This is a genomic window from Oscillatoria salina IIICB1 (assembly GCF_020144665.1).
Taxonomy (GTDB): domain Bacteria; phylum Cyanobacteriota; class Cyanobacteriia; order Cyanobacteriales; family SIO1D9; genus IIICB1.
This window is the reverse complement of record NZ_JAAHBQ010000025.1, coordinates 45,329-65,575: the sequence shown is the minus strand read 5'-3', so window position 1 is coordinate 65,575 and position 20,247 is coordinate 45,329. Positions and strand designations below refer to the sequence as shown.

At 41.0% G+C, this 20,247-nt stretch carries 18 protein-coding genes; 9 read left to right on the top strand and 9 right to left on the bottom strand.

Annotated elements, in window-relative coordinates; translation table 11 throughout:
* The first annotated feature begins 172 nt into the window (after window positions 1–172).
* The 3 genes from G3T18_RS09520 (at window position 173) to G3T18_RS09505 (ending at window position 4,670) form a co-directional block, all read left to right on the top strand.
* Window positions 173–1,507, top strand: coding sequence for a class I SAM-dependent methyltransferase (locus G3T18_RS09520; RefSeq protein WP_224410313.1), 1,335 nt, complete (start codon window positions 173–175; stop codon window positions 1,505–1,507).
* Between the two features lie 122 nt (window positions 1,508–1,629).
* Window positions 1,630–2,199 (top strand): type IV pilin-like G/H family protein, encoded by a 570-nt coding sequence (locus tag G3T18_RS09510; RefSeq protein WP_318013948.1) that lies wholly within the window; start codon window positions 1,630–1,632, stop codon window positions 2,197–2,199.
* Between the two features lie 299 nt (window positions 2,200–2,498).
* Window positions 2,499–4,670, top strand: coding sequence for an O-linked N-acetylglucosamine transferase, SPINDLY family protein (locus G3T18_RS09505; protein ID WP_224410312.1), 2,172 nt, complete (start codon window positions 2,499–2,501; stop codon window positions 4,668–4,670).
* Here the strand turns inward: G3T18_RS09505 and G3T18_RS09500 are convergent.
* The 5 genes from G3T18_RS09500 to G3T18_RS25505 all read right to left on the bottom strand — a co-directional run bounded on the left by G3T18_RS09500 (window position 4,667) and on the right by G3T18_RS25505 (window position 8,140).
* The gene (locus G3T18_RS09500; RefSeq protein WP_224410311.1) at window positions 4,667–4,888 is read right to left on the bottom strand and encodes a hypothetical protein; all 222 of its coding nucleotides are present in this window, start codon (window positions 4,886–4,888) and stop codon (window positions 4,667–4,669) included. The two genes, G3T18_RS09505 and G3T18_RS09500, sit on opposite strands and share 4 nt — an antisense overlap.
* Window positions 4,889–4,950: 62 nt before the next feature.
* Window positions 4,951–5,124, bottom strand: coding sequence for a hypothetical protein (locus G3T18_RS09495; RefSeq protein ID WP_224410310.1), 174 nt, complete (start codon window positions 5,122–5,124; stop codon window positions 4,951–4,953).
* 121 nt (window positions 5,125–5,245) lie between these two features.
* Window positions 5,246–7,558 (bottom strand): methyltransferase domain-containing protein, encoded by a 2,313-nt coding sequence (locus tag G3T18_RS09490; RefSeq protein WP_224410309.1) that lies wholly within the window; start codon window positions 7,556–7,558, stop codon window positions 5,246–5,248.
* 56 nt (window positions 7,559–7,614) lie between these two features.
* Window positions 7,615–8,013, bottom strand: a complete 399-nt coding sequence (locus tag G3T18_RS09485; protein WP_224410308.1) for a tetratricopeptide repeat protein — start codon at window positions 8,011–8,013, stop codon at window positions 7,615–7,617.
* The gene (locus tag G3T18_RS25505) at window positions 8,006–8,140 is read right to left on the bottom strand and encodes a hypothetical protein (protein ID WP_263480330.1); all 135 of its coding nucleotides are present in this window, start codon (window positions 8,138–8,140) and stop codon (window positions 8,006–8,008) included. Before G3T18_RS25505 ends, G3T18_RS09485 begins: the two co-directional genes overlap by 8 nt.
* 25 nt (window positions 8,141–8,165) lie before the next feature.
* Here G3T18_RS25505 and G3T18_RS09480 point away from each other — a divergent pair, with 25 nt between their 5' ends.
* A complete protein-coding gene (locus G3T18_RS09480; protein ID WP_224410307.1) occupies window positions 8,166–8,972 on the top strand; it encodes a VOC family protein in 807 nt (268 codons plus the stop codon).
* Here the strand turns inward: G3T18_RS09480 and G3T18_RS09475 are convergent.
* The 3 genes from G3T18_RS09475 to G3T18_RS09465 all read right to left on the bottom strand — a co-directional run bounded on the left by G3T18_RS09475 (window position 8,969) and on the right by G3T18_RS09465 (window position 10,610).
* Window positions 8,969–9,397, bottom strand: a complete 429-nt coding sequence (locus G3T18_RS09475) for a hypothetical protein (protein WP_224410306.1) — start codon at window positions 9,395–9,397, stop codon at window positions 8,969–8,971. The two genes, G3T18_RS09480 and G3T18_RS09475, sit on opposite strands and share 4 nt — an antisense overlap.
* Window positions 9,398–9,430: 33 nt before the next feature.
* A complete protein-coding gene (locus tag G3T18_RS09470; RefSeq protein ID WP_224410305.1) occupies window positions 9,431–9,724 on the bottom strand; it encodes a hypothetical protein in 294 nt (97 codons plus the stop codon).
* Between the two features lie 400 nt (window positions 9,725–10,124).
* Complete coding sequence (locus G3T18_RS09465; protein ID WP_224410304.1) at window positions 10,125–10,610, bottom strand: allophycocyanin subunit alpha-B; 486 nt, start codon at window positions 10,608–10,610, stop codon at window positions 10,125–10,127.
* A gap of 186 nt (window positions 10,611–10,796) precedes the next feature.
* On the opposite strand from G3T18_RS09465, the gene rlmD reads away from it, so the two are divergent.
* Complete coding sequence (rlmD, locus tag G3T18_RS09460) at window positions 10,797–12,209, top strand: 23S rRNA (uracil(1939)-C(5))-methyltransferase RlmD (RefSeq protein ID WP_224410303.1); 1,413 nt, start codon at window positions 10,797–10,799, stop codon at window positions 12,207–12,209.
* Window positions 12,210–12,865: 656 nt separating this feature from the next.
* Window positions 12,866–13,318, top strand: coding sequence for an ATP-binding protein (locus tag G3T18_RS09455; protein ID WP_397333925.1), 453 nt, complete (start codon window positions 12,866–12,868; stop codon window positions 13,316–13,318).
* Here the strand turns inward: G3T18_RS09455 and G3T18_RS09450 are convergent.
* A complete protein-coding gene (locus tag G3T18_RS09450; RefSeq protein ID WP_224410301.1) occupies window positions 13,315–13,611 on the bottom strand; it encodes a DUF6439 family protein in 297 nt (98 codons plus the stop codon). The genes G3T18_RS09455 and G3T18_RS09450 overlap by 4 nt on opposite strands.
* Window positions 13,612–13,652: 41 nt before the next feature.
* Between G3T18_RS09450 and G3T18_RS09445 the strand changes: the two genes are divergently transcribed.
* The 3 genes from G3T18_RS09445 (at window position 13,653) to G3T18_RS25745 (ending at window position 20,247) form a co-directional block, all read left to right on the top strand.
* Entirely contained in the window at window positions 13,653–14,018 is a 366-nt protein-coding gene (locus G3T18_RS09445) for a DUF2203 domain-containing protein (protein WP_224410300.1), read from the top strand.
* A gap of 97 nt (window positions 14,019–14,115) precedes the next feature.
* Window positions 14,116–15,507 (top strand): asparagine--tRNA ligase, encoded by a 1,392-nt coding sequence (asnS, locus tag G3T18_RS09440; RefSeq protein WP_224410299.1) that lies wholly within the window; start codon window positions 14,116–14,118, stop codon window positions 15,505–15,507.
* Between the two features lie 789 nt (window positions 15,508–16,296).
* The gene (locus G3T18_RS25745) at window positions 16,297–20,247 is read left to right on the top strand and encodes an nSTAND1 domain-containing NTPase (RefSeq protein WP_224410298.1); all 3,951 of its coding nucleotides are present in this window, start codon (window positions 16,297–16,299) and stop codon (window positions 20,245–20,247) included.

Sequence of the window (20,247 nt, the reverse complement as noted above, 5' to 3'; positions counted from 1 at the left end):
CTGGTGGGAGAGGGGAGAATTTTGAGTGTGTGAAAACTCTTCTTACTCCCCCTTCCCTCGCAGGGAAGGGGGTTGGGGGGTAAGGTCACACAATGTAGGGGTAGGCACGGGGGCGCTACCCTAAGATAGAATAAAAATTTTAACCCCCACAGCCCCTAAATAAAAATTACAAATGGAAAATCAACCCACAAAACTAATAGACAAAATTCGTCAGCAATTTGACTTCGGTCCCTATCCCCGCGTTCCTATTGAAAAATCGCCAAAAGATAATGGAAATCTACTTTTTATTCACAACTTAATTACACCTTACTACCTCAGAAATCATCAAGTTACAAATACTGAAGGAAAAATAATTTTAGACGCAGGTTGTGGTACAGGCTGGAAATCACTCGCCCTCGCTGAAGCAAACCCAGGAGCGAAAATCGTCGGTATCGACCTCTCCGAAAAATCCATCGAATTAGCTAGAGAACGCTTGCAATTTCACGGTCATAGTAGCGCCGAATTTCATGTACTTTCTCTCGAAGACTTACCCACATTAGGAATAGAATTTGACTATATCAATTGCGACGAACTACTTTACTTATTCGATGACATTGCGGCTGCTTTACGAGCAATGAAAGCAGTTCTCAAACCCGAAGGAATTATTCGTAGTAATTTGCATAGTTCCTTACAGAGATTTAACTATTTTCGCGCTCAAGAAGTGTTTCAAATCATGGGATTACTCGAAGAAAACCCAGAAGAAGAGCAAATTGAAATGGCATTAGAAACCATAAAAGCTTTAAAAAATGGCGTAGATTTAAAAGTTAAAACTTGGAATCCTAATTACGAAGACAAAGAAAATGGTAAAGAAACAGTTTTGATGAATTACCTCTTCCAAGGAGACAAAGGCTACACCATTCCCCAGCTATTTAACGCACTCACAGCAGCAGATTTAACATTTATCAGCATGGTAAACTGGCGGCACTGGGAGATTATGGATTTGTTCAAAAATCCCGATGAGTTACCAATTTACCTCGCTTTTGGGTTGGGGGATATGTCCGAAGAAGGAAAATTACATCTATTTGAACTTCTTCATCCCATACATCGATTATTAGATTTTTGGTGCGGTCATCCTGATGCAGCAGCAAAAACTAAACCCGTCGAAGAATATACTGACTCAGATTGGGAAAAGGCTTTAGTTTACTTGCATCCGCAACTCAAAACTGAAAAATGCAAACAAGAGATGCGGGAGTGCATCGCGGAAATGAAACCCTTCCAGATTAGTAGGTATATTACTTCACCTGCTCTCGTCCCGATACATATTGAGAGTAACATCGCTGCTTGTTTACTGCCTTTGTGGGAACAACCACAGTCGGTGACTTCCCTCGTAGAAAGATGGCTCAAACTCAAACCAGTGCATCCTGTCACCCTCGAACCGATGACACAAAAGACAGCTTGGGCAGAAGTTAAAGAAATGTTAACACGCTTGGAAGCCTTTCTGTATCTGCTTTTGGACTGTTCTGCTTGAATCGGTTTGGCAGCGAGAAAAAATTTTTTTGCTGAGAGCGATCGGTAAACGAGCAAATCTGGGTAAGTTAGTTTCAGTAGAGAAAAAGCAAGCAATTTCCAACCTCAAGGAGAGACTAAAAAATGAAGAGCGACCTGAAATTAAAATACCTCCAACTCCTCAACAAGAAAAAAGCAAATGCAGGTTTTACCCTGATTGAGCTATTGGTTGTAATCATCATTATCGGTATTTTGGCTGCTATTGCTTTACCTAACTTCCTCAACCAAAGTAACAAAGCCAAAGAGTCAGAAGCGAAACAAAACGTCGCTACAGTTAACAAACAACAAGGCATCAGATATGCTGGTGAAGATGGAAGCTTTGCTACTAGCTATGACGAGTTAGCTACTGGTAGTCTTACTGGTGACACTGGTACAACAACAACTAAGAATTATAACTACAATATGGAGCCTGATGACACTGATGGCACCCTAGTCATTACAACTGCAAATGCACTAGGAGAATGGCGTAGTTATGAAGGTGGCGTAGAAGCCTATACCAACAAATCGAATAATGCTGTTACTGGTTCGATTATTTGTCAATCAGATGTACCTGGATTAGTTGGTGGTTTTGCTTCATTAAATTATATCAAATCCAACGCGACCACCAATCAGCCACCTAGTTGTCAGAATGCTAGTAAAGCTTTAGGAAGTTAAGTAGGATCGGGCGGAGCAGGCGGTGGCTGTGGCGGCAGCTAAGATTTTGGGTAAGAGTAAAGTTGATGTATTTTGCACTTAAGTTAGATGTGCCGCCCAAAAAGAAGTTTTTTGAGTTAAATATTGTCAATTCAACCTACACCTGACGCTCAATTTTACTTACACATTCTTAGTGTTGCTTTTCACTAAAACTGCCAAAATTTTTGGCGTACCAAGTCAGCAAAACTGACTTTTAAGAAACAAATCTAAATTTAACGGGTAATCTTTAGAGATTACCCATTGTTTTTTAGGTAATTAAAATGAATTTTCTCCAGCAAGCAGAAACCCTACTTTCAGAGGATAATTACCAGGAATTAATTAATTTTTGCGAACAAAACATTGAAACTGATGAGAATAACACTGCTAGTTATTGGTATTTAGGACTTGCTTATCTGTTAAGCGGAGAAGAAGAAGTAGCTCAAACAACTTGGTTTTTGGCTCTTGCTCAAGCTACTCCCGATACAGAAGCAAAATGGATTCAAGAATTAGTGCAAATACTGACTAAAGAAGCTGAAAGACAAAAAGAATTAAATCATCAAGAGATTAGTTGGCTAATCCGGCAACATTTACGTGAAATTGCTCCTAATTATCTCGAAAATGTACTTTATTTACTAGAATTATCTCTAGAAATTAACAATTTTTCTGATGAGCTACTACAAGATTGGCATCTCACAGAATTATTGACTAAACATCAGCCTGGGGATATAGATTCAAAGTTACTCTTAAAAATAATTATCCAATTTTTAGAATTTCCTTCCGCAGAAACTTTAAAATTTGTCGAAGCTTGTCTTCCTTATATTCAAAAGCCAGCAGAATTTATTTATCCTGCTATTAAAACTGCAACTCAGATAGCTCATAAATACCACGAACCGAAATTTGCTGCTCGCTTGATGGAGCTTTGTCTTCAGCTAGAGCCAAATAATCTCGATCCTCAAAAGCATTTGTCAAGTTTTTACCTAAAAGCAGGATGCTATCAAGAAGCGATTCAAGTAGCAAAAGATTTATATAAACGCTGTCATAGTCTCAACTCAAAACTGGTAGCAAACCATGAGTTACTTAAAGTTTTACTATCGGCGGGTGCTTGGGGAGAAGCCGCACCAGTGGCAAAAAATCATAAGTCTTTACTCTTGTCAATCTTTGAGAAACATCAAACTACTGCTCAACCGGAAGTTGTTCGCAACAGTATAATTGTAGATACATCTTTTTTACCTTATCTTCAAGATCGGCCAGAAGAAGATCGTTGGTTCCAAAATCAGGTAGCTCAAATTTTCCAAGAAAATTTACAAGCCCTGCGTCCAGATTTATTTAAGCAATCTTGGTCAAATAATTTAGCAAAATCGCGACGTTTAAAAATAGGTTATCTTGCTAGTACCTTACGTTCTCATTCTGTGGGTTGGTTGAGTCGGTGGCTTTTTCACTATAGCGATGCAGAATCTTGCCAAACTTATCTTTACTTAATCAACCAAAATCTCGAAAACCCATTTACGCAAAATTGGTTTGTGGAAAAAGTAGATACTGTTCGCAGCTTTGGTGTCGATACCGCAGCTATTGCTACCCAAATTAGAGAAGATGAAATTGATATTCTCGTTGACTTGGACAGCGTTACCTTAGATACTACTTGTACAGTGATGGCATTGAAACCCGCACCAATACAAGTTACTTGGCTGGGCTGGGATGCTTCGGGACTACCAGCTATTGATTATTTCATCGCCGATCCTTATGTTTTGCCAAAAAATGCCCAAGAATATTATCGGGAAACAATTTGGCGATTACCCCAAACTTATGTCGCCGTCAACGGATTTGAAATTGGGATACCTACTTTGCGACGCGATCGCTTAAATATTCCTGAAGATGCGGTAGTTTATTTAAGTAGCCAAAGGGGATTTAAGCGTCATCCAGAAACTACTCGCTTGCAAATGAGAATCCTGAAAAATGTTGATAATAGCTACTTTTTAATTAAGGGTACGGCAGATAAGGAGACGATTCAAAAGTTTTTCACGGAAATTGCTGAAGCAGAGAAAGTAGACCCCAGAAGATTAATATTTTTAGACATCGATCGCGATGAATATACTCATCGAGCAAATTTACAAATTGCTGATGTGGTCTTAGATACTTTTCCTTATAACGGTGCAACTACGACTTTAGAAACTCTCTGGTTGGGTATTCCTTTAGTAACGCGAGTGGGAAAACAATTTGCTGCTCGCAATAGTTATGCTTTTATGACTAATGTGGGCGTAACTGAGGGAATTGCCACAACTGCTGAAGAATATGTTGAGTGGGGAATTCGTTTTGGTACAGATGAAAGTTTAAGGCAAAAAGTTGCTTGGAAGTTGCAAAAGTCTCGGCAAACTTCGCCGCTTTGGAATGCAAAGCAGTTTACTCGCGAGATGGAGAATGCTTATCGACAAATGTGGCAGCGTTATAACAGCTAACTTTGATAACTTGATGAAGGTGGAGGAATTTGGTCTGCGGTCAAAGTAACGACTTTTCCATCTTGCCAAATACTAATCGATTCTCCGAGTCGGCGATGTCTTTCTATGGCTTTAGCGATCGCACTTTTAACTCCAGCATCGATTTTTTGATGGAGTTCGCCGACAGGAATTTCCTGTTTATTCATTGAGGATGATTTGATTCCAAATTGAGGATTCATAGATAATTACCTCTTGTTTATCACCTGATTGAGCTACTAACTGAGGTTCAACTCCAGAATTATTATAGACGATCCAAGTATCGCATAACTGATTCTAGGTTAAAAGGAGAAAGCCCCGCAGCAATTTCATCAGCGTTTACATATTCTAAAACTCCTAAAAGATTAGGAAGTGTTTGTCGGGCGGTAGTAGTTTTACCAGAACCGTTTGCACCTCCAATAATATATAAATTTGGCATAATTATAATAGTAATTTTAGGTGCGATTTTTTGATAGCTTTAGAACTTTTTTCAAAGATTTGTTAACAGTATCTTCGTCTGTTTCTACAAATTAGCTAGTAGCTAAACGTAGCTAAATAAACTAGGTTCCCCTTCCCCTATACGAGCTAAATTTTATTTCTGCTTGGAGATTATCTAAGTGATGAGAAGTAAAATTCGCAGGTAAGTAACGAGTGGAATGGGCTTGATTTTCGTTTTCAAGGATAATTCTGGCTTGAATTTGGGGAAGGAGAGATTCCCACTGGATTTCACTCAGTTGTCCCAGGAAAGAAATTTCCGGTCCTTCAGAAACATCTAAGTCTTCTTCCATTAACAAATTCATGGCGACAGCAGATAATAATAATTGAGCATCTTCTTCAGAGATATCCTCGATGTGTAGGAGTAGAGTAATCTGGTTTTTGTCTGAGTGAGTGGCGATCGCCTTTAGCACTTGTTGCAATTCGTAACCTAATGCTTCTTCGGGTTGTGACCAATCAGGAAAAATGATTAAATTAATCTCCTTGAGATTCAACCGTAAGAGAGTAGCTTTTATTAATGCAGCACTCACCTTTTCTGCCATTGTTTCCCAAGAGAATTTTTTGGCTTGTTTCAATCCTGCGGCAACTAACGAATTACGAACTTCGGGCTTTTGTAGATCGCAAAGAGCATTAGCTAACCCATTAATATCCTCGTCGCTAACATACATTACTGCTTCTTCAGCTACTTCTGGAATTGAGCCATTAGGACAAGTAATTACCGGACAACCACAAGCCATTGCTTCAATAATAGGCATCCCGAACCCTTCATATTTAGATGGATAAACTAATGCTACAGCACCAGAATATGCAGTTCTCAACTCTTCATCGCCGAGTCGTAACGTATGCACTACACTACCAGAAGAGTAAGCTCTAAATTCTTCATCTAGCGCACCACCTTTGCCCGTACAAATGACTTCAAATCCTGATTTACTAACAATTTTAGCAAAAGATTTAAAGAACAATATTGTATTTTTATAACCTCCAGTAGCACCAACGAGTAGAAAATAAGGTTTAGCAATCCCGTATTTGTTTTTAAAAGTATTAATTTCTTCTAAGCGGGCAGGTGAAAATTTACTGCTAACTCCACAATGAGCTACTGTTACTGAATCTAAAGATATTTCTGGGAAATATTTAACTAAATCTTTGGCAGTATTTTCCGAAATTGTAATGTAAGCAGAAGCGTGTCTTATTGCCTGATGTTTTTCTCGCCACATCGGATGGTTTAAGTCTGCTTTCATTACCTCTGGAATCATGTCATAACCCATGAAAACAGAGGGTGTTGTTATCGGAGTTGTGTAATAGGTTGAAATAAATAAATCCGAACTTTCTTCTTCGCAAATCTGCTGTAGCATTTCGCGATCTGCATCAGTTCTTCTATAGTCGTAAGGGGGGACTAAGCGATACTGAATACCGGGAATTTCTGGAGCAGTTCCCCCTCGATCTAAAACAAGGATATGTTGAGAAAAACCATTTTCAACCCATGTTTCTAACAAAGACTGCCACACACGAGCAATACCAGTTTTATATAACTGGAAAAACACGCCATCAATAATAATTCTTAGTTTCGATACCGGAATCATCTTATGAGCATTGTTATCCTCATTCTTTTGTTTCTTATCTTGACTATCGGCAATCTTTCCTGTTAGTTGTAAATAGTCTTTATGAAGTAGTGATTCCTTTTTTATTAATTCCGAAGTAGACAAATAATTAAATAAAAGTGGTGAAAGTTTTTTAGGAGTTAGTAAATGTAATGATGAGTCATTAGAATATAATTGAAAATTAAATCGATCGGCAATAATCAATAAAGCTTTCTTGGTGTAGAGAGAAATGTGTTGTCCTTCTTCTAAAGCGTAATACCACCATTGATTGGGTTTGGGATTCGTAGATGGCAGTAATTCTGTACTAAATAAAATATTTTGTGAATATTTTAAGATATTTTCTATTTCGCTAAGAGGATTTACAAAATGCTCAAACACCTCAAATGCTGTAACTAATTCGTACTTTCTATCTTTTGTTGACTCAAACCCTTTTGCAAAAATATTTTGACAAAATTTATCTTCCCAATAAAAATTGAATCCTGCATCTCTCATCAGCCGAACAAATAAACCATATCCGGCTCCATAGTCAAGAAAATTAGCATTATGGTCAAACTTATGGAAAATTATCCCACTAACTATCTTAGCAAAATTTAGATTCCTATATACTAAACCTACATCGCTAGAAGCTATTGCTTGGGAATATGCTTCTTTTAACCAAAAGGGTTCTTCAGTTTGAACAAAGCCACAGTTTGAACATTGAAAATAATCTATCTTGTATTTATTTAATATTTTTGCATTTGAGAACTGGTAGGTTTGAGATTGACAAATATTACATTTCATTATTAGTTCAGTTTTGTTTAAAAATAAATAATTAGTTAAATATATACTTGAACTGGTTATTTATTTTCACTACCAGACTTTACAGAATTTCTATTAGCTGCTTGCTGCTCGATCGCCGCTAACAAGGCATTATACTCTGGTTGCTCTGGGTTCAACTCTACCAGTTTTTCCATTGGGGCGATCGCGCCTTCAAAGTCTTCCATTTTTAATCTAGTATCAACTAATCCTTGAAGCGCAAACTGATTTTCTGGCTCTCGCTCTAAGACTCGCTCAAAACCTTTTTCTTGCTCTACTAGCTGTTGCTCTATCGAGGCTGTTTGCGTCGTTGAGGCGGCTTCTACTTGTTGCCGAGTGCTACCAGCTAACATACTGTAAATGCCGACAATTGTCGAGCCCAGGAAGGCTGTAGCTGAAAGCAGCGTGATAATCATCTTAAACTTTTTTTTGTCAGACATGGCTGATTGTTAGGCTGATAATAGTAGTAACGCGATCGCCGCAAGCGACTCTCCCTATCTTTAACTTACCCAATTTTTTCCATTCGGCGATCGCTGGATGACAACTTTTCTTCCAGTTCCACTCCAATGTTTCTTACCACAAATTATTGATTATGTCAATAGCCATGAAAAAGTATTCCCACCTCACTCAATACTTATGGTTAGCCGTAGTAATCGTCGCGGGAATCGTGACAATAGGCTGGCTGCAAGCCCCGCAACTAGAAAGTATTACTCAGGAAAGTAACCAAAAATCTGTCGAAGATTTCCAGAAAGAAGAACAATTAGAACAAGTTCGTCTTAACTTACTGAAAAAAGCACCAACTTTCGGCTTTGACAACTTATTTGCTGATTGGGTGTTCCTGCAATTTCTTCAGTATTTTGGCGATGTAGAAGCTCGTAGAGCGACCGGTTATGGACTAAGTTTAGATTACTTTGACATTATTATCGATCGCGATCCTCTGTTCCGATTTGCTTATTACTACGCTTCCGTAAGCGGAGCGATTTATACTGCCCAACCAGAACGTTCTATTGCGATCATGGAAAAAGGATTAAAGTCAATGACTCCAGAAGTTCCCTCTGGATCTTACTTTCTCTGGCGAATCAAAGGAACCGACGAATTACTCTTCTTAGGAGATAGCGAAGCAGCCAGAAAATCTTACGAAACCGCAGCAGAATGGGCGGATATCTCTTCCGAAGAAGATAGCGATTATGTCGCCGAACTTTCCCGTAAAACCGCCGCATCTTTAGCCAAAAATCCTGACAGTAAATCGGCTCAAATTTTTGGTTGGATGACTGTTTTCCAAAATGCAGTAGACGATCGCACTCGCGAAACGGCAATTCGTCGCATTCAAGAACTCGGTGGTAAAATCGTTGTTACCCCGGAAGGAAGATTACAAGTAATCCCACCAGAAGAAGACTAAGTTGGTAACTCAAAACCAGTAATTAACTGATGAGTAACTAAACCTAAAGCGAAACCGCCCAGACAAATAACTGCCATAACCCCAAAAGCTGCCCATTCCTCGTATTCAGCCATTTGCAAATCCAGGCGGGCTAAAGCACCTGCACAGATCAGAACTAATAACCGGATAAACAACTTCATCCAAGTAAACATTACCACCACCGCAAACGCCAAAAAAATCACTGAGATAAAAGCTCTAGTGTCAGTTTGGATTAAACTGCCAAAACAAGTTCTGATTAATTTAATCGGCGCAGCAAACCCTAACGCAATCAGGAAAACCAAACCTGCTGACAATAGCCAAATTTGCCAAGAGTCAGTTTCGCTCGAAATAATATAGCCGAAAACGATATAGGTGACTAAAAGTAACCCTAGTGATAGCTTAGGCAATTTTTTCAGCCAAGACTTGACATCCTCCCCCACTTAAGCCACCTCATTTAGCGAGGTGGTTTTGAAGTGGGAGATTCCTAACTCTCGCGAATTAGGTTTTCTGCTTCGTCCTGTGCCAACTAGAGCATCGCGTGTGATACTCCCCGTCGCTTCCAGTCCACAGACATTTTCCGCTACGCTATGCCCTAGCGCAGATATCCCACGATTCCTAATTTCCTGACTAGCTGCTACATCTCTTGTCGTGGTATATCCACACTCACCACAATAATGAAAAGGATTAATAGATTTGCCAATTATCGGGGTATCGAAACCTTCAAACTTCCTCATCTTGATAAATATTTAACTGATAAAGCAATTTGACTTGGAGATTGGTGGTTCGTCTAGCCTGGATCTCGCTTCACTTTAATTTTGTGAATGATTAATCGCTTACTCCACGCCGATTCTGGGGTTGCAAGCAGTGATTAAATTCACAGTGTAGCAACGATCGCTGTCGCTACTTTGATTCGGCAAAATCTTCATACTATAAACAACTGAACTCTAGCCGAGTCATCAATAGGGAACACATCAGCAGCCGACAGGTTCACAAAACTGTCGGTTTTTTATTGGCAAAATGACTCACTCAGCCGTCAGCTAGAATTAAAAGACTAGAGGCTATTTAGTGGCGATCGCCTGACAACCCCGAAAGCCCTAAAATTCCAAACTGACGACATTACAGCAGTGCAATCAATTAAGACATGGATTGGATGATGTAATCGAAGTAGGGTTCTGCTTCTTTCGCATCATCGGTACTGAGTAAACCCAGAGAAGCTTCTTTTAAACAACGAATCGCTTCCACCATACCTGGAACAGGTACATTGAGGGCGTTATACATCTCGCGTACGCCAATTAAACCAATTTTTTCGATTGGTCCTTTATCGCCAGCGAGAATCCCGTAGGTAATTAGGCGTAAATACCAGCCATAATCCCTGATACACAGCGATCGCTGACGGGAACCGTAGGCATTTCCACCGGGTGCAATGAAATCTGGACGGCGTTTCCAGAGTTCTTTACTCGCCTGTTCGACAATCTTTTTCTCATTTTCCGCCAATGTCTCGGCGATTCGCATCCGTTGAGAACCTGTATTGAGGAACTCTTTGATGCTTTTTAGTTCTCCGCTACTGGGGTATCGGAGTTCGTCGTCGGCTTGAAGAATAACTTGACTAACTACGCTCATATTATTGCGAAAACTCTTAACATTAGTAGTTTATCTATTCTCAGGGTCACATAGAAAGAGAGAAGAATCTATTTAAGCGATCGTTTTCGCGAGATCCTTCGAGGACAATCGGCTTTACTCAATTGCTGCGGAGGTGAGAGGTGAGTAGACGGAAGATAAAATTTTTGCAGGAAAATATAAATTATTATGAAGTTTGTTAAGAAAAAACTGAAAAACTATCCTCGTGAGGAAATCTTGGCTTCTGATTGGCAACAAGGTGGTTTAGTTGAAGTGGAGATCGCGGACTTAAGCGATCGCGGTGATGGTGTGGGACGTTATGGCGAGATCGTCGTATTTGTCCCGGATACTGTTCGAGGCGATCGCGCTTTGGTTCGTTTAGTTCGCGTTAAACCTAAATACGCTTTTGGTAAACTAGACAAACTATTGACGGCTTCTCCTCACCGAATACGTCCTCGCTGTATCGTGGCTGACAAATGCGGTGGTTGTCAATGGCAGCACGTTAGCGATGAATTTCAACAACAAGCCAAGCGTAACCAGGTTGTCCAAGCTTTAGCAAGAATTGGCGGTTTCTCTGAGCCTTTTGTTGCCCCAATTTTAACGGGTGAGGCGAGTTTAGGCTACCGCAACAAAGCTACCTATCCTCTCGCTAAATCTAGTAGCGGCAAAGTTCAAGCGGGTTATTATCGTCGCAATACTCATTTATTGGTTAACTTAAATCAATGTCCAGTCCAAGATCCCCGCTTAAATCCGCTTTTGGCAGAAGTCAAAAAAGACATCCAGGAGCGCGGTTGGTCGATTTATGACGAAAAAAGTCATCAAGGGCAGTTACGACACCTCTCGCTGCGTATTGGCAGGCATACAGGGGAAATTTTATTAACGCTGGTATCTACTGAGAAAAATTTACCGGGGATCGCTCGGCAAGCTGAAGACTGGATGCAACGCTATCCGGAATTAGTCGGAGTTTGTCTCAATCTCCAGCGATCGCGCACCAATGTTATTTTTGGTCAAGACACAATTTGTATCGCAGGTCAACCTTCTTTAGCAGAAAAATTTGCCAATCTTAACTTGCAACTGCGTCCCGAAACATTTTTCCAAATCAATACCGAAGCCGCCGAAGCCTTATTAGCAAAAATAATCGAGATGCTCAATTTACAGGGAAAAGAGTTATTAGTCGATGCTTATTGCGGGATCGGCACATTTACCTTACCCTTAGCAAAACGAGTCAAAGAAGCGATCGCGATCGAAGTCCAAGCCGCAGCCGTCGAACAAGCCCAGCGTAACGCTGAGAATAATGGCATTAACAACGTTAAATTTAAGGTAGGAAAAGTAGAAGACTTATTATCGCAAATATCAGCGATCCCCGACATAATTTTACTAGATCCACCAAGACAAGGATGCGATCGCGCCGTTCTCGAAACCCTCTTACAAATCAAACCCAAGCGTATTGTCTACATTAGCTGCAAACCAGCCACTCTCGCCCGGGACCTGCAATTACTCTGTCAAAAAGGCGACTACCAGTTAACTTACGTCCAACCTGCTGACTTCTTTCCTCAAACCTCCCACATCGAAGCTGCGGCTTTTCTCGAGTTAAGCGATTAGAGACTAGGGACTGGGGACTGGGGACTAGGGACTGGGGACTGGGGACTGGGGACTGGGGACTGGGGACTGGGGACTGGGGACTGGGGACTGGGTTCAGTTAGCAGTGAACAGTTAAAAGTTATCAGTTTATCCTCTAATTCCTCCAAGTCTCCCCCATCTTCCCCATCTTCCCCCTCTCCCCAATCACTAATCACCAATTCTCATTTCCCCTCTAGAGTATTAGGAGTAGTTTCGGTATAATAAGAAATGTACGGTTTTCTACACCCAAAACGGGGGAAATCATTTTCTCTTAGGTGCTAAAGAAAGCGCCGATTATACTTCAATTTCACTATGAGCAAAGCCAAAGCCTACGGCGCAAAAAGCTTGAGATTAGTTAGAGCAACTAAATTACCAACCTCAGCTAATCAGAACAAAGTGAAGAGTTGTAATTTTACTCGAACAGGAGGGCATTTGAAAAACTTAAAGAAAAACTTGCTTCTCAATCAAAACTTATCTCTTCCTAGGGAAGAACAGCTAAGAAATAGTAATTACAGCTATTTGCAGTGGCAAAACCCAAGCAGAACTTTGTTTTCAAAGCGCTTAAACTTTCAGGCGAATGGGCGCTCTACCTCCTCAGAATCTAATTTTTATTGCAAACAAAGCTAGAGGTCAAGCACGTGATCGCAATCTCACTGCATCGGACTCAAGGCAACTGGGGCAAAATGAGCTTCGCATCCACTCTTTATCTTTGTCCAGTTCTAGATTTATTATTGGCAAAGGTTCCTCCAGAATGGCAGCCAGAAGTGCGACTGGGTTTACAAGAAGCCTTGGTAAACGCTGCCAAACATGGGAATCAACTCGACCCCAGTAAGACCGTAGTAGTAGAATTTTCTGTCACCAATGATTTATACTCCTGGGTAATTTCTGACCAAGGTGCGGGCTTTCAACCACACTGCAAGTGTTCTGATTCTCCAGAAGAACTTTTGCCGGAAGAAGAATCAGAAAGCGGTCGCGGCTTCTGCATTCTGCACCAAATTTTCGATCAAGTTCACTGGAACAATCAAGGAACGAAATTAAGGCTTTCTAAACAAGTTAAAAGTAGCAAAAGACGACAACCGCTATTGAGTTAGTTAGAAGTTTCCTTCGTGCCGTGAGTAGGGCAGGGAGGTGCGGAAATTGAACGATCGAGCCATCCTGTCGCTTGACGGAGGTGTAGCAGCGCCTCTGAGGGTTGTTGTTTGAGCAAAAAGACTAAAGCAGCACTAACGTGCTGTAAAGCTTGTGCTTGGCGATTACGCTTGAGACGATGCCAGTCTAGAGGAGCGATCGCGTTTCGTTCGGCTAGTGTCTGAGCGAGTTCAATAGTGGTAAATTGGTTGAGGGTATCGGTTTTCGATAACTGAGACTGAGTGGATTGAGACATACAAAAAATTCGAGCAAGTAATATCTCAAATATAGTGTAAAATGCCTCGAAAAAATTCTCGTCAGCCGGAGGGCAACGAAGCCGAATTAGCACAAACTTTAGCAGAAGTAGAGCGATCGCTGCACGCTCTCAACGAACGCTATCAACAAGTTAAGCGAGACAGCGAAATCCAAACCCAACTTCTTCAGCGTCAGCAGGAACTTCAACAACAACCGCGCCCAGTCCGTAATTCTCCGGAAATTAAAGCCGAATTAGCCCAAATTCAGCAAGAGTTAGACACAATCGAACTAAACTTAGAAAGTAGTCTCTTTAGCTGGGATAGCTTAAAAGAACCATTTTGGCAAGCAGTACGCTTTGGTGGATTGGGAGTAGTTATCGGTTGGCTACTCAAATCTTGTGCAGGTTAACTTCTAGTTAATGGTTAGGGACGAAGGGCGTACAACCGTGCGCCCCACTAAAATAATTAAATAAAGTGAAATCTGGTAATTTTAGGTAAGAGACAACATGGCAACGCAACGCATTGCAGATATTCTCAAAAACGGTCAGCCGGACGAGTCAGTAACCATTCAAGGATGGGTGCGTACCAAACGCGAGTTAAAGAATTTTGCCTTTATGGAAGTTAATGATGGCTCATCAATGGCGAGTCTGCAAGTGGTACTCAATCCCCAGTTGCCAAATTACAACGATTTGCTGAAAAAAATTAATACAGGCGCTTCAGTAGAAGTAACTGGGGTATTAGTTGCTTCCCAAGGAAAAGGACAGCGTATCGAAGTACAAGCCAATCACTTAAAAGTTTACGGCGAATCCGATCCCGAAACCTATCCCTTACAAAAGAAACGCCACTCATTTGAATTTTTGCGTACGATCGGACATTTGCGATCGCGCACAAATACTCTCGGGGCTGTTTTTCGCGTCCGTAACGCCGCTTCTAACGCCATTCATCAATTTTTCCAAAAAAAAGGTTTCTTGTGGATACACACGCCTTTAATCACCGCTAGCGACTGCGAAGGTGCAGGAGAGTTATTTACTGTCACCAGTTTAGATTTAAAGCAAATTCCGCGTCTCGACAGCGAAGAAATTGACTTTGAACAAGACTTCTTTGGACGACAAGCTTATCTTACCGTTAGCGGACAACTCGAAGCCGAAGTAATGGCAATGTCGTTTAAAAATGTTTATACCTTTGGTCCGACATTCCGCGCCGAAAATTCTAACACCTCCCGTCACCTGGCAGAATTTTGGATGGTAGAACCGGAAATAGCTTTCTGCGACTTACAAGGAGATATGGACTTAGCTGAAGAATTCCTCAAGTACATTTTCCAATACGTTCTGGAAAATTGCGCCGAAGACATGGAATTTTTCAACCAGCGTATTGATAATACTGTCCTCGCAACGGCAGATAATATCATCAATAACGACTTCGAGCGGATAACATATACAGAAGCGATCGCGTTACTCGAAAAAGCTGACCGTAAATTTGAGTTTCCCGTCGAGTGGGGAGCCGATTTACAATCAGAACACGAACGCTATTTAGCCGAAGAACTCTTCAAAAAACCAGTCATTGTCAGAGATTATCCAAAAGGGATCAAAGCTTTCTATATGCGTTTAAACGATGACGACAAGACAGTCGCTGCAATGGACGTACTCGCACCCAAAATTGGTGAAATCATCGGCGGTTCCCAACGGGAAGAACGTTTAGATATCTTAGAAAAACGCATCCAAGAAACCGAAATGTCCCCCGAAGATTTATGGTGGTATCTCGATTTACGTCGTTATGGGACAGTACCTCACGCTGGTTTCGGTTTAGGATTCGAGCGCCTGGTACAATTTATGACTGGAATGGGTAATATTCGTGATGTGATTCCTTTCCCCCGTACTCCTTTGAGTGCAGAATTTTAAGGGATTGGGGTTATCAGTTATCAGTTATCAGTTACCAGTGAACAGTTATCAGTTATCAGTTAGCAGTTACCAGTTATCAGCGAACAGTTAAAAGTTATCAGTTTATCCCCTAATTCCTCACCCTCCTCCTTGTCCCCCTTGTCCCCCTTGTCTCCCCCCAATCCCCAATCCCCAATCCCCAGTCCCCAATCCCCAATCCCCCAAAACAAAAAACCGTAGATGCGCCAACACCTACGATTAAAATTTTCCTTCTCAAAGTCTCCGTCAATAAAGGGTAGCCAAACTTTATTACCTTTATTCACCCCGACAGGCAATAAAAGTGCTTACCCCTAAACTCTCTAGCCAGAATGCCCGCATTGTGCAGACAGACTACATCAAAACACGCACCTACAAAATTACCACTCCTTATGTGTTCGACAACAGACTATAACCTTTTCCCAGTACGATTCAATGAAATCGAGCTAAGAATTGGTTTGAGGGTAAATTCGTGTATCTGCGGACTAAGATTGTGTCCTGACAGTCAAATTCTGATTCCAAAAGAAATTATTATCGTTCGCTCGACGCACTTAGATGATGGGAGGATCGATAACTACACCCCGAAGATCTCTTATGATTCTTTTGGAAAATCTCTGCTACGAGTGGTAACAGAGTAAATCAGTTACCAAATGTAGTAAAGGCGAGATTTATTTCCCTCGAAATCTGTTCTCCTATAAGATATAAATTTTCCTGCTTGCTAGTCTCCTGATAAAAATCATAATTTTGGTTATGAAAATGGTTAGGATCTAAGATGTGGGTTTAGCGGAGACTGATGGCGTGGTGGCATCGAGATCCAGGCAATCGAGAAAACACGATGATAAGTTTGTTGAGGCTGAAGAGACTTGGGAGTTAAAAAAGCTTTATCGAGATCTGACGGCAGCCAAGCAAATCTATAATGGGCTAAATAACCGGAAGAAAATTCTCACGCCTGTCGAAAAGTGCTATTTGAGAGGATTGCTTTGCCTTCACAGTCCGGAAAAAATTGCTTTGGAGTTAGGTGATTCACTGGGTACGGTAAAAGTGGCTCTCTCGAATGGGCTGTATCGCTACGTTGAAGCTTTACTAGAAACGAAACTTGAGGAACAAATCAAGATTCGTTGGGATAATATCTATTATTTGCTCGATCGCGCGGGGTACAAAAAGGAGTTTCGCTCTGACTCGTTAGCAGTACAAGATCCTCTATCTTCGGAGCAGTTATCTTCGCTCTCATGTCCTTATCGCGGTTTGTCTGCTTTTAAGACAGAGGATGCAGCTTACTTTTTCGGACGAGAGCAGTTTACCGAAAAGTTGTTAGAAGCGGTACGATCGCGATCGCTGGTGGCTGTGGTTGGTGCTTCGGGAAGTGGTAAGTCTTCGGTAATCGCGGCTGGTTTGATTTATTCTCTTTCGCAAGATTCAGATTGGATTATTGTCTCGGTAAGGTTAGGAAATAGTCCTTTTTATGCTTTAGCTGCGGCTTTGATTCCGGCGCTACAACTGGAAATTAGCGAAGTTGATAAGTTAAAGGAAATCAAAAAACTGGCGACGATGTTGCGTTTGGGGGAATATGGTTTGCGGGATGTGGTTGAGCAAGTTTTGCAGCAAAACCGCCAAGCGAAGCAGTTATTATTAGTCATCGATCAGTTTGAAGAGTTATTTACGCTTTGTCCCTCGGCTGAGGAGGTACGGCGTTTTCTAGATGAATTAACGATCGCGCTACAAGCAGCGATGGCTCAACCTAAGTCGAATTTTAAGTTGGCGATCGCCTTGAGAGCAGATTTTTATGGTTATGCGATCGCGCATCGGGCTTTTAGCGATTGTTTACAAGGTGCGATCGTTAATTTGAGTTCGATGAATAATCAAGAGTTGCGCGAAGCGATCGCCAAACCTGCTCAAATGATTGGTGTGGAGATTGAAACTGGTTTAACTGAGCGTATTTTGGAAGCTGTCAGTAAGGAACCAGGTAATCTTCCTTTGCTCGAATTTGCGTTAACTTTATTATGGGAAAAATCGTTAGCAGATTGGCAATTAAATTTACCAACTTCCGACTCAGAAGTTAAATTTGTTTTAACTCACAAAGCTTATGAAGAAATTGGTGGCGTAGAATTAGCTTTAGCTCAACACGCCGAAAAAGTTTATGATTCTCTGCATTCAGAAGCAAAGCAACAAGCACAACAAATTTTTATTCAATTAGTACGTCCTGGTGAAGGAACTGCCGATACTCGTCGATTAGCAACGCGCACTCAATTAGGAGAAAATAGTACCGATTTAGTAATGCGTTTGGCTGATGCTCGTTTGGTAGTTACTGGGAGAGATAAAGCTACGGGAGAAGAAACTGTAGAAATTGTTCACGAAGCTTTAATTTCTGGTTGGGAACGTTTGCGTCAGTGGATGGAAATAGACCGCGAATTTCGCATTTGGCAAGAACAATTACGCTTTGCTATTAATCAGTGGGAAGTTGGCGAGCGCAAGGAGGATCTTTTATTACCAAAAGCTTTGTTAGCGAAAGCAGAAGTTTGGCAAGAAAAGCGTTTTGAGGATCTAGCTGCAAGCGAAATAAATTTTATTGAAGCAAGTAAAATTTATCATGAAAAAGAGGCAGAACGTTGGCGGCGTGTTTGTGAGGAAGCCCAACAACAAAAGCAAATTGCTCTCGCTCATCAATTAGCGGTACAAGCGGAAATGTTACGGCGCACATCGAGTGATTTGTTAGTCAGAAGTGTGCTTTTAGCAGTAGAATCTTTACGACGTTATCCCACCTTAGAAGGCGCTCAAACTTTACGTCGCGGTTTGGCTTTATTACCTCGTCCCGTTGCGTCGATGCAGGAGAATCAATTTGAATGGGTATTAGCTGCTGCTTTTAGTGGTGATGGTAATTATTTAGCAACCTTAAATGAGAGTGATTGTCTCCAAGTTTGGAATGTGCAAGCAGAAGAGGAAATCCACTCAATTCAACCTGCTTCAGCGATCGTAGCACGACCAAAATTAATGATTCGCGATCGCGCGATTATTAACCCAATGGCTTTGAGTTTTGATGGTCAATTTTTGGCAACGGCTAGCTTGGATAATACGGTGAGATTATGGAATTTGACAACCCAAAAATATTTTACTTTTGCTAGCAAAGCTGAGATCAAATATCTTGCTTTTAGTGAAGATGGTCGGTTTTTAGCGGCTGCTAGCGAAGATGATTTAGTGAGAATTTGGAATTTAACTAACGGTGAGGAAATTTGTTTGAGCCATGAGGAAGGAGTTCGCGCGATCGCGTTTAGCTCCGATCGTCAATTTTTAGCTACTGTAGGTATGGACAATACTGCTAAAATATGGGATTTAGCTCATCAAAAAGAAGTCACGGCGAAGACATATCAAGGTTTTGTTAGTCATGTAGTTTTTACCGAAGATGGTAAATGTTTGGCTGTAGAAAGTCGCGATTCTAATCTCTACATTTGGAATGTTTTTAGCGGCGAGCAAGTTACTTGTTTAACTCATAAAGGTAACGCAGTAGCTTTAAATTTTAGTCCTCAAGGTAAGTATTTAGCGAGTGCTGATGACGGACGTTATTACTGTAATAGTTTGTGTTGCGTCAATTGTTTTGAGGTTGTTTATGTTTGGAACTTAAATAGAGGTACAGAAGTTGCTCGGATTACTCATCCGACTATTGCGGTTGCTTTTAGCTTTGATGAAACAAAAATTGCAACAGTTGGCAGATATTCTCCTGCAAGACGAGTTTGGGAAATTAATACTGGTGAAGAAGTTGTTTGTTTACCTTGCGCTGGTGGTAGTCAAGGCAGAGTTTCCTTTAACCCAAATTTAGAAACATTAGCAACAATTTGTCAAGGAGAAGTGCAATTATGGTCAATAAAAACTGGTCAGAATATTGTTAGTTTAGCCGCTCGAAAAGTGTTAGCTATTTCTCCCGACTGGCGTTATTTAGTAGTTGCTGATGAAGGCGAAGTTTGCTTACAATCTATGGAAATTGAAACAAATAAATATTATTTGACTTATAATAGTAATATCCTCAATACAGTTTGGAGTGGAAATGGAAGGAATTTAGCGATCGCTACTAGCGATCGTTTGGTAAAAGTTTGGCAATTAAACGAAAATAGCGAGGTCAAAAGTTTTCCCCAGGAAGGCGAAGTGCAAGATTTAGCACTTAGTTATCAAGGTAAATATTTAGCAGTAGTTGTCGAAAATCTTACTTATATTTGGGATGTTTTTCTCCTTGAAGAAATTATTGCTCTCGAACACTTAGAATGTCTTTCTACCGCCGTTAGTTTTAGTTTTGATGAGGAATATTTAGCGGTGGGAAACTACGATGGAATCATTGAAGTTTGGCGAGTAAAAGATTGGTCAAAAGTTACTTCGATGCGTCACGACTGGGATGTCAGAGAAACAGGTAGAGATATCAAAAGTATTGCTTTTAGTCCCGATGGCAAATATTTGGCTACAGCTTGTGCTGATTGTACCGCGAGAGTGTGGGAAATTGCCACAGGACGCGAAATTGGACGGATGACCCACGAAGATTGTGTTTGGGCGGTAGAATTTAGTCTTAACGGCAAGTATATTGCTACTAATAGCTCTGATGGTACAGCAAGAGTGTGGCTGTGGCGATCGCCGGATTTAATTGCTGAAGCTTGTCGCAGTTTGACTCGTAATCTCTATGAGGAAGAATGGCAGCAGTATCTAGGTAACGAACCCTATCGTCCCACTTGCCCTAACTTACCTTAA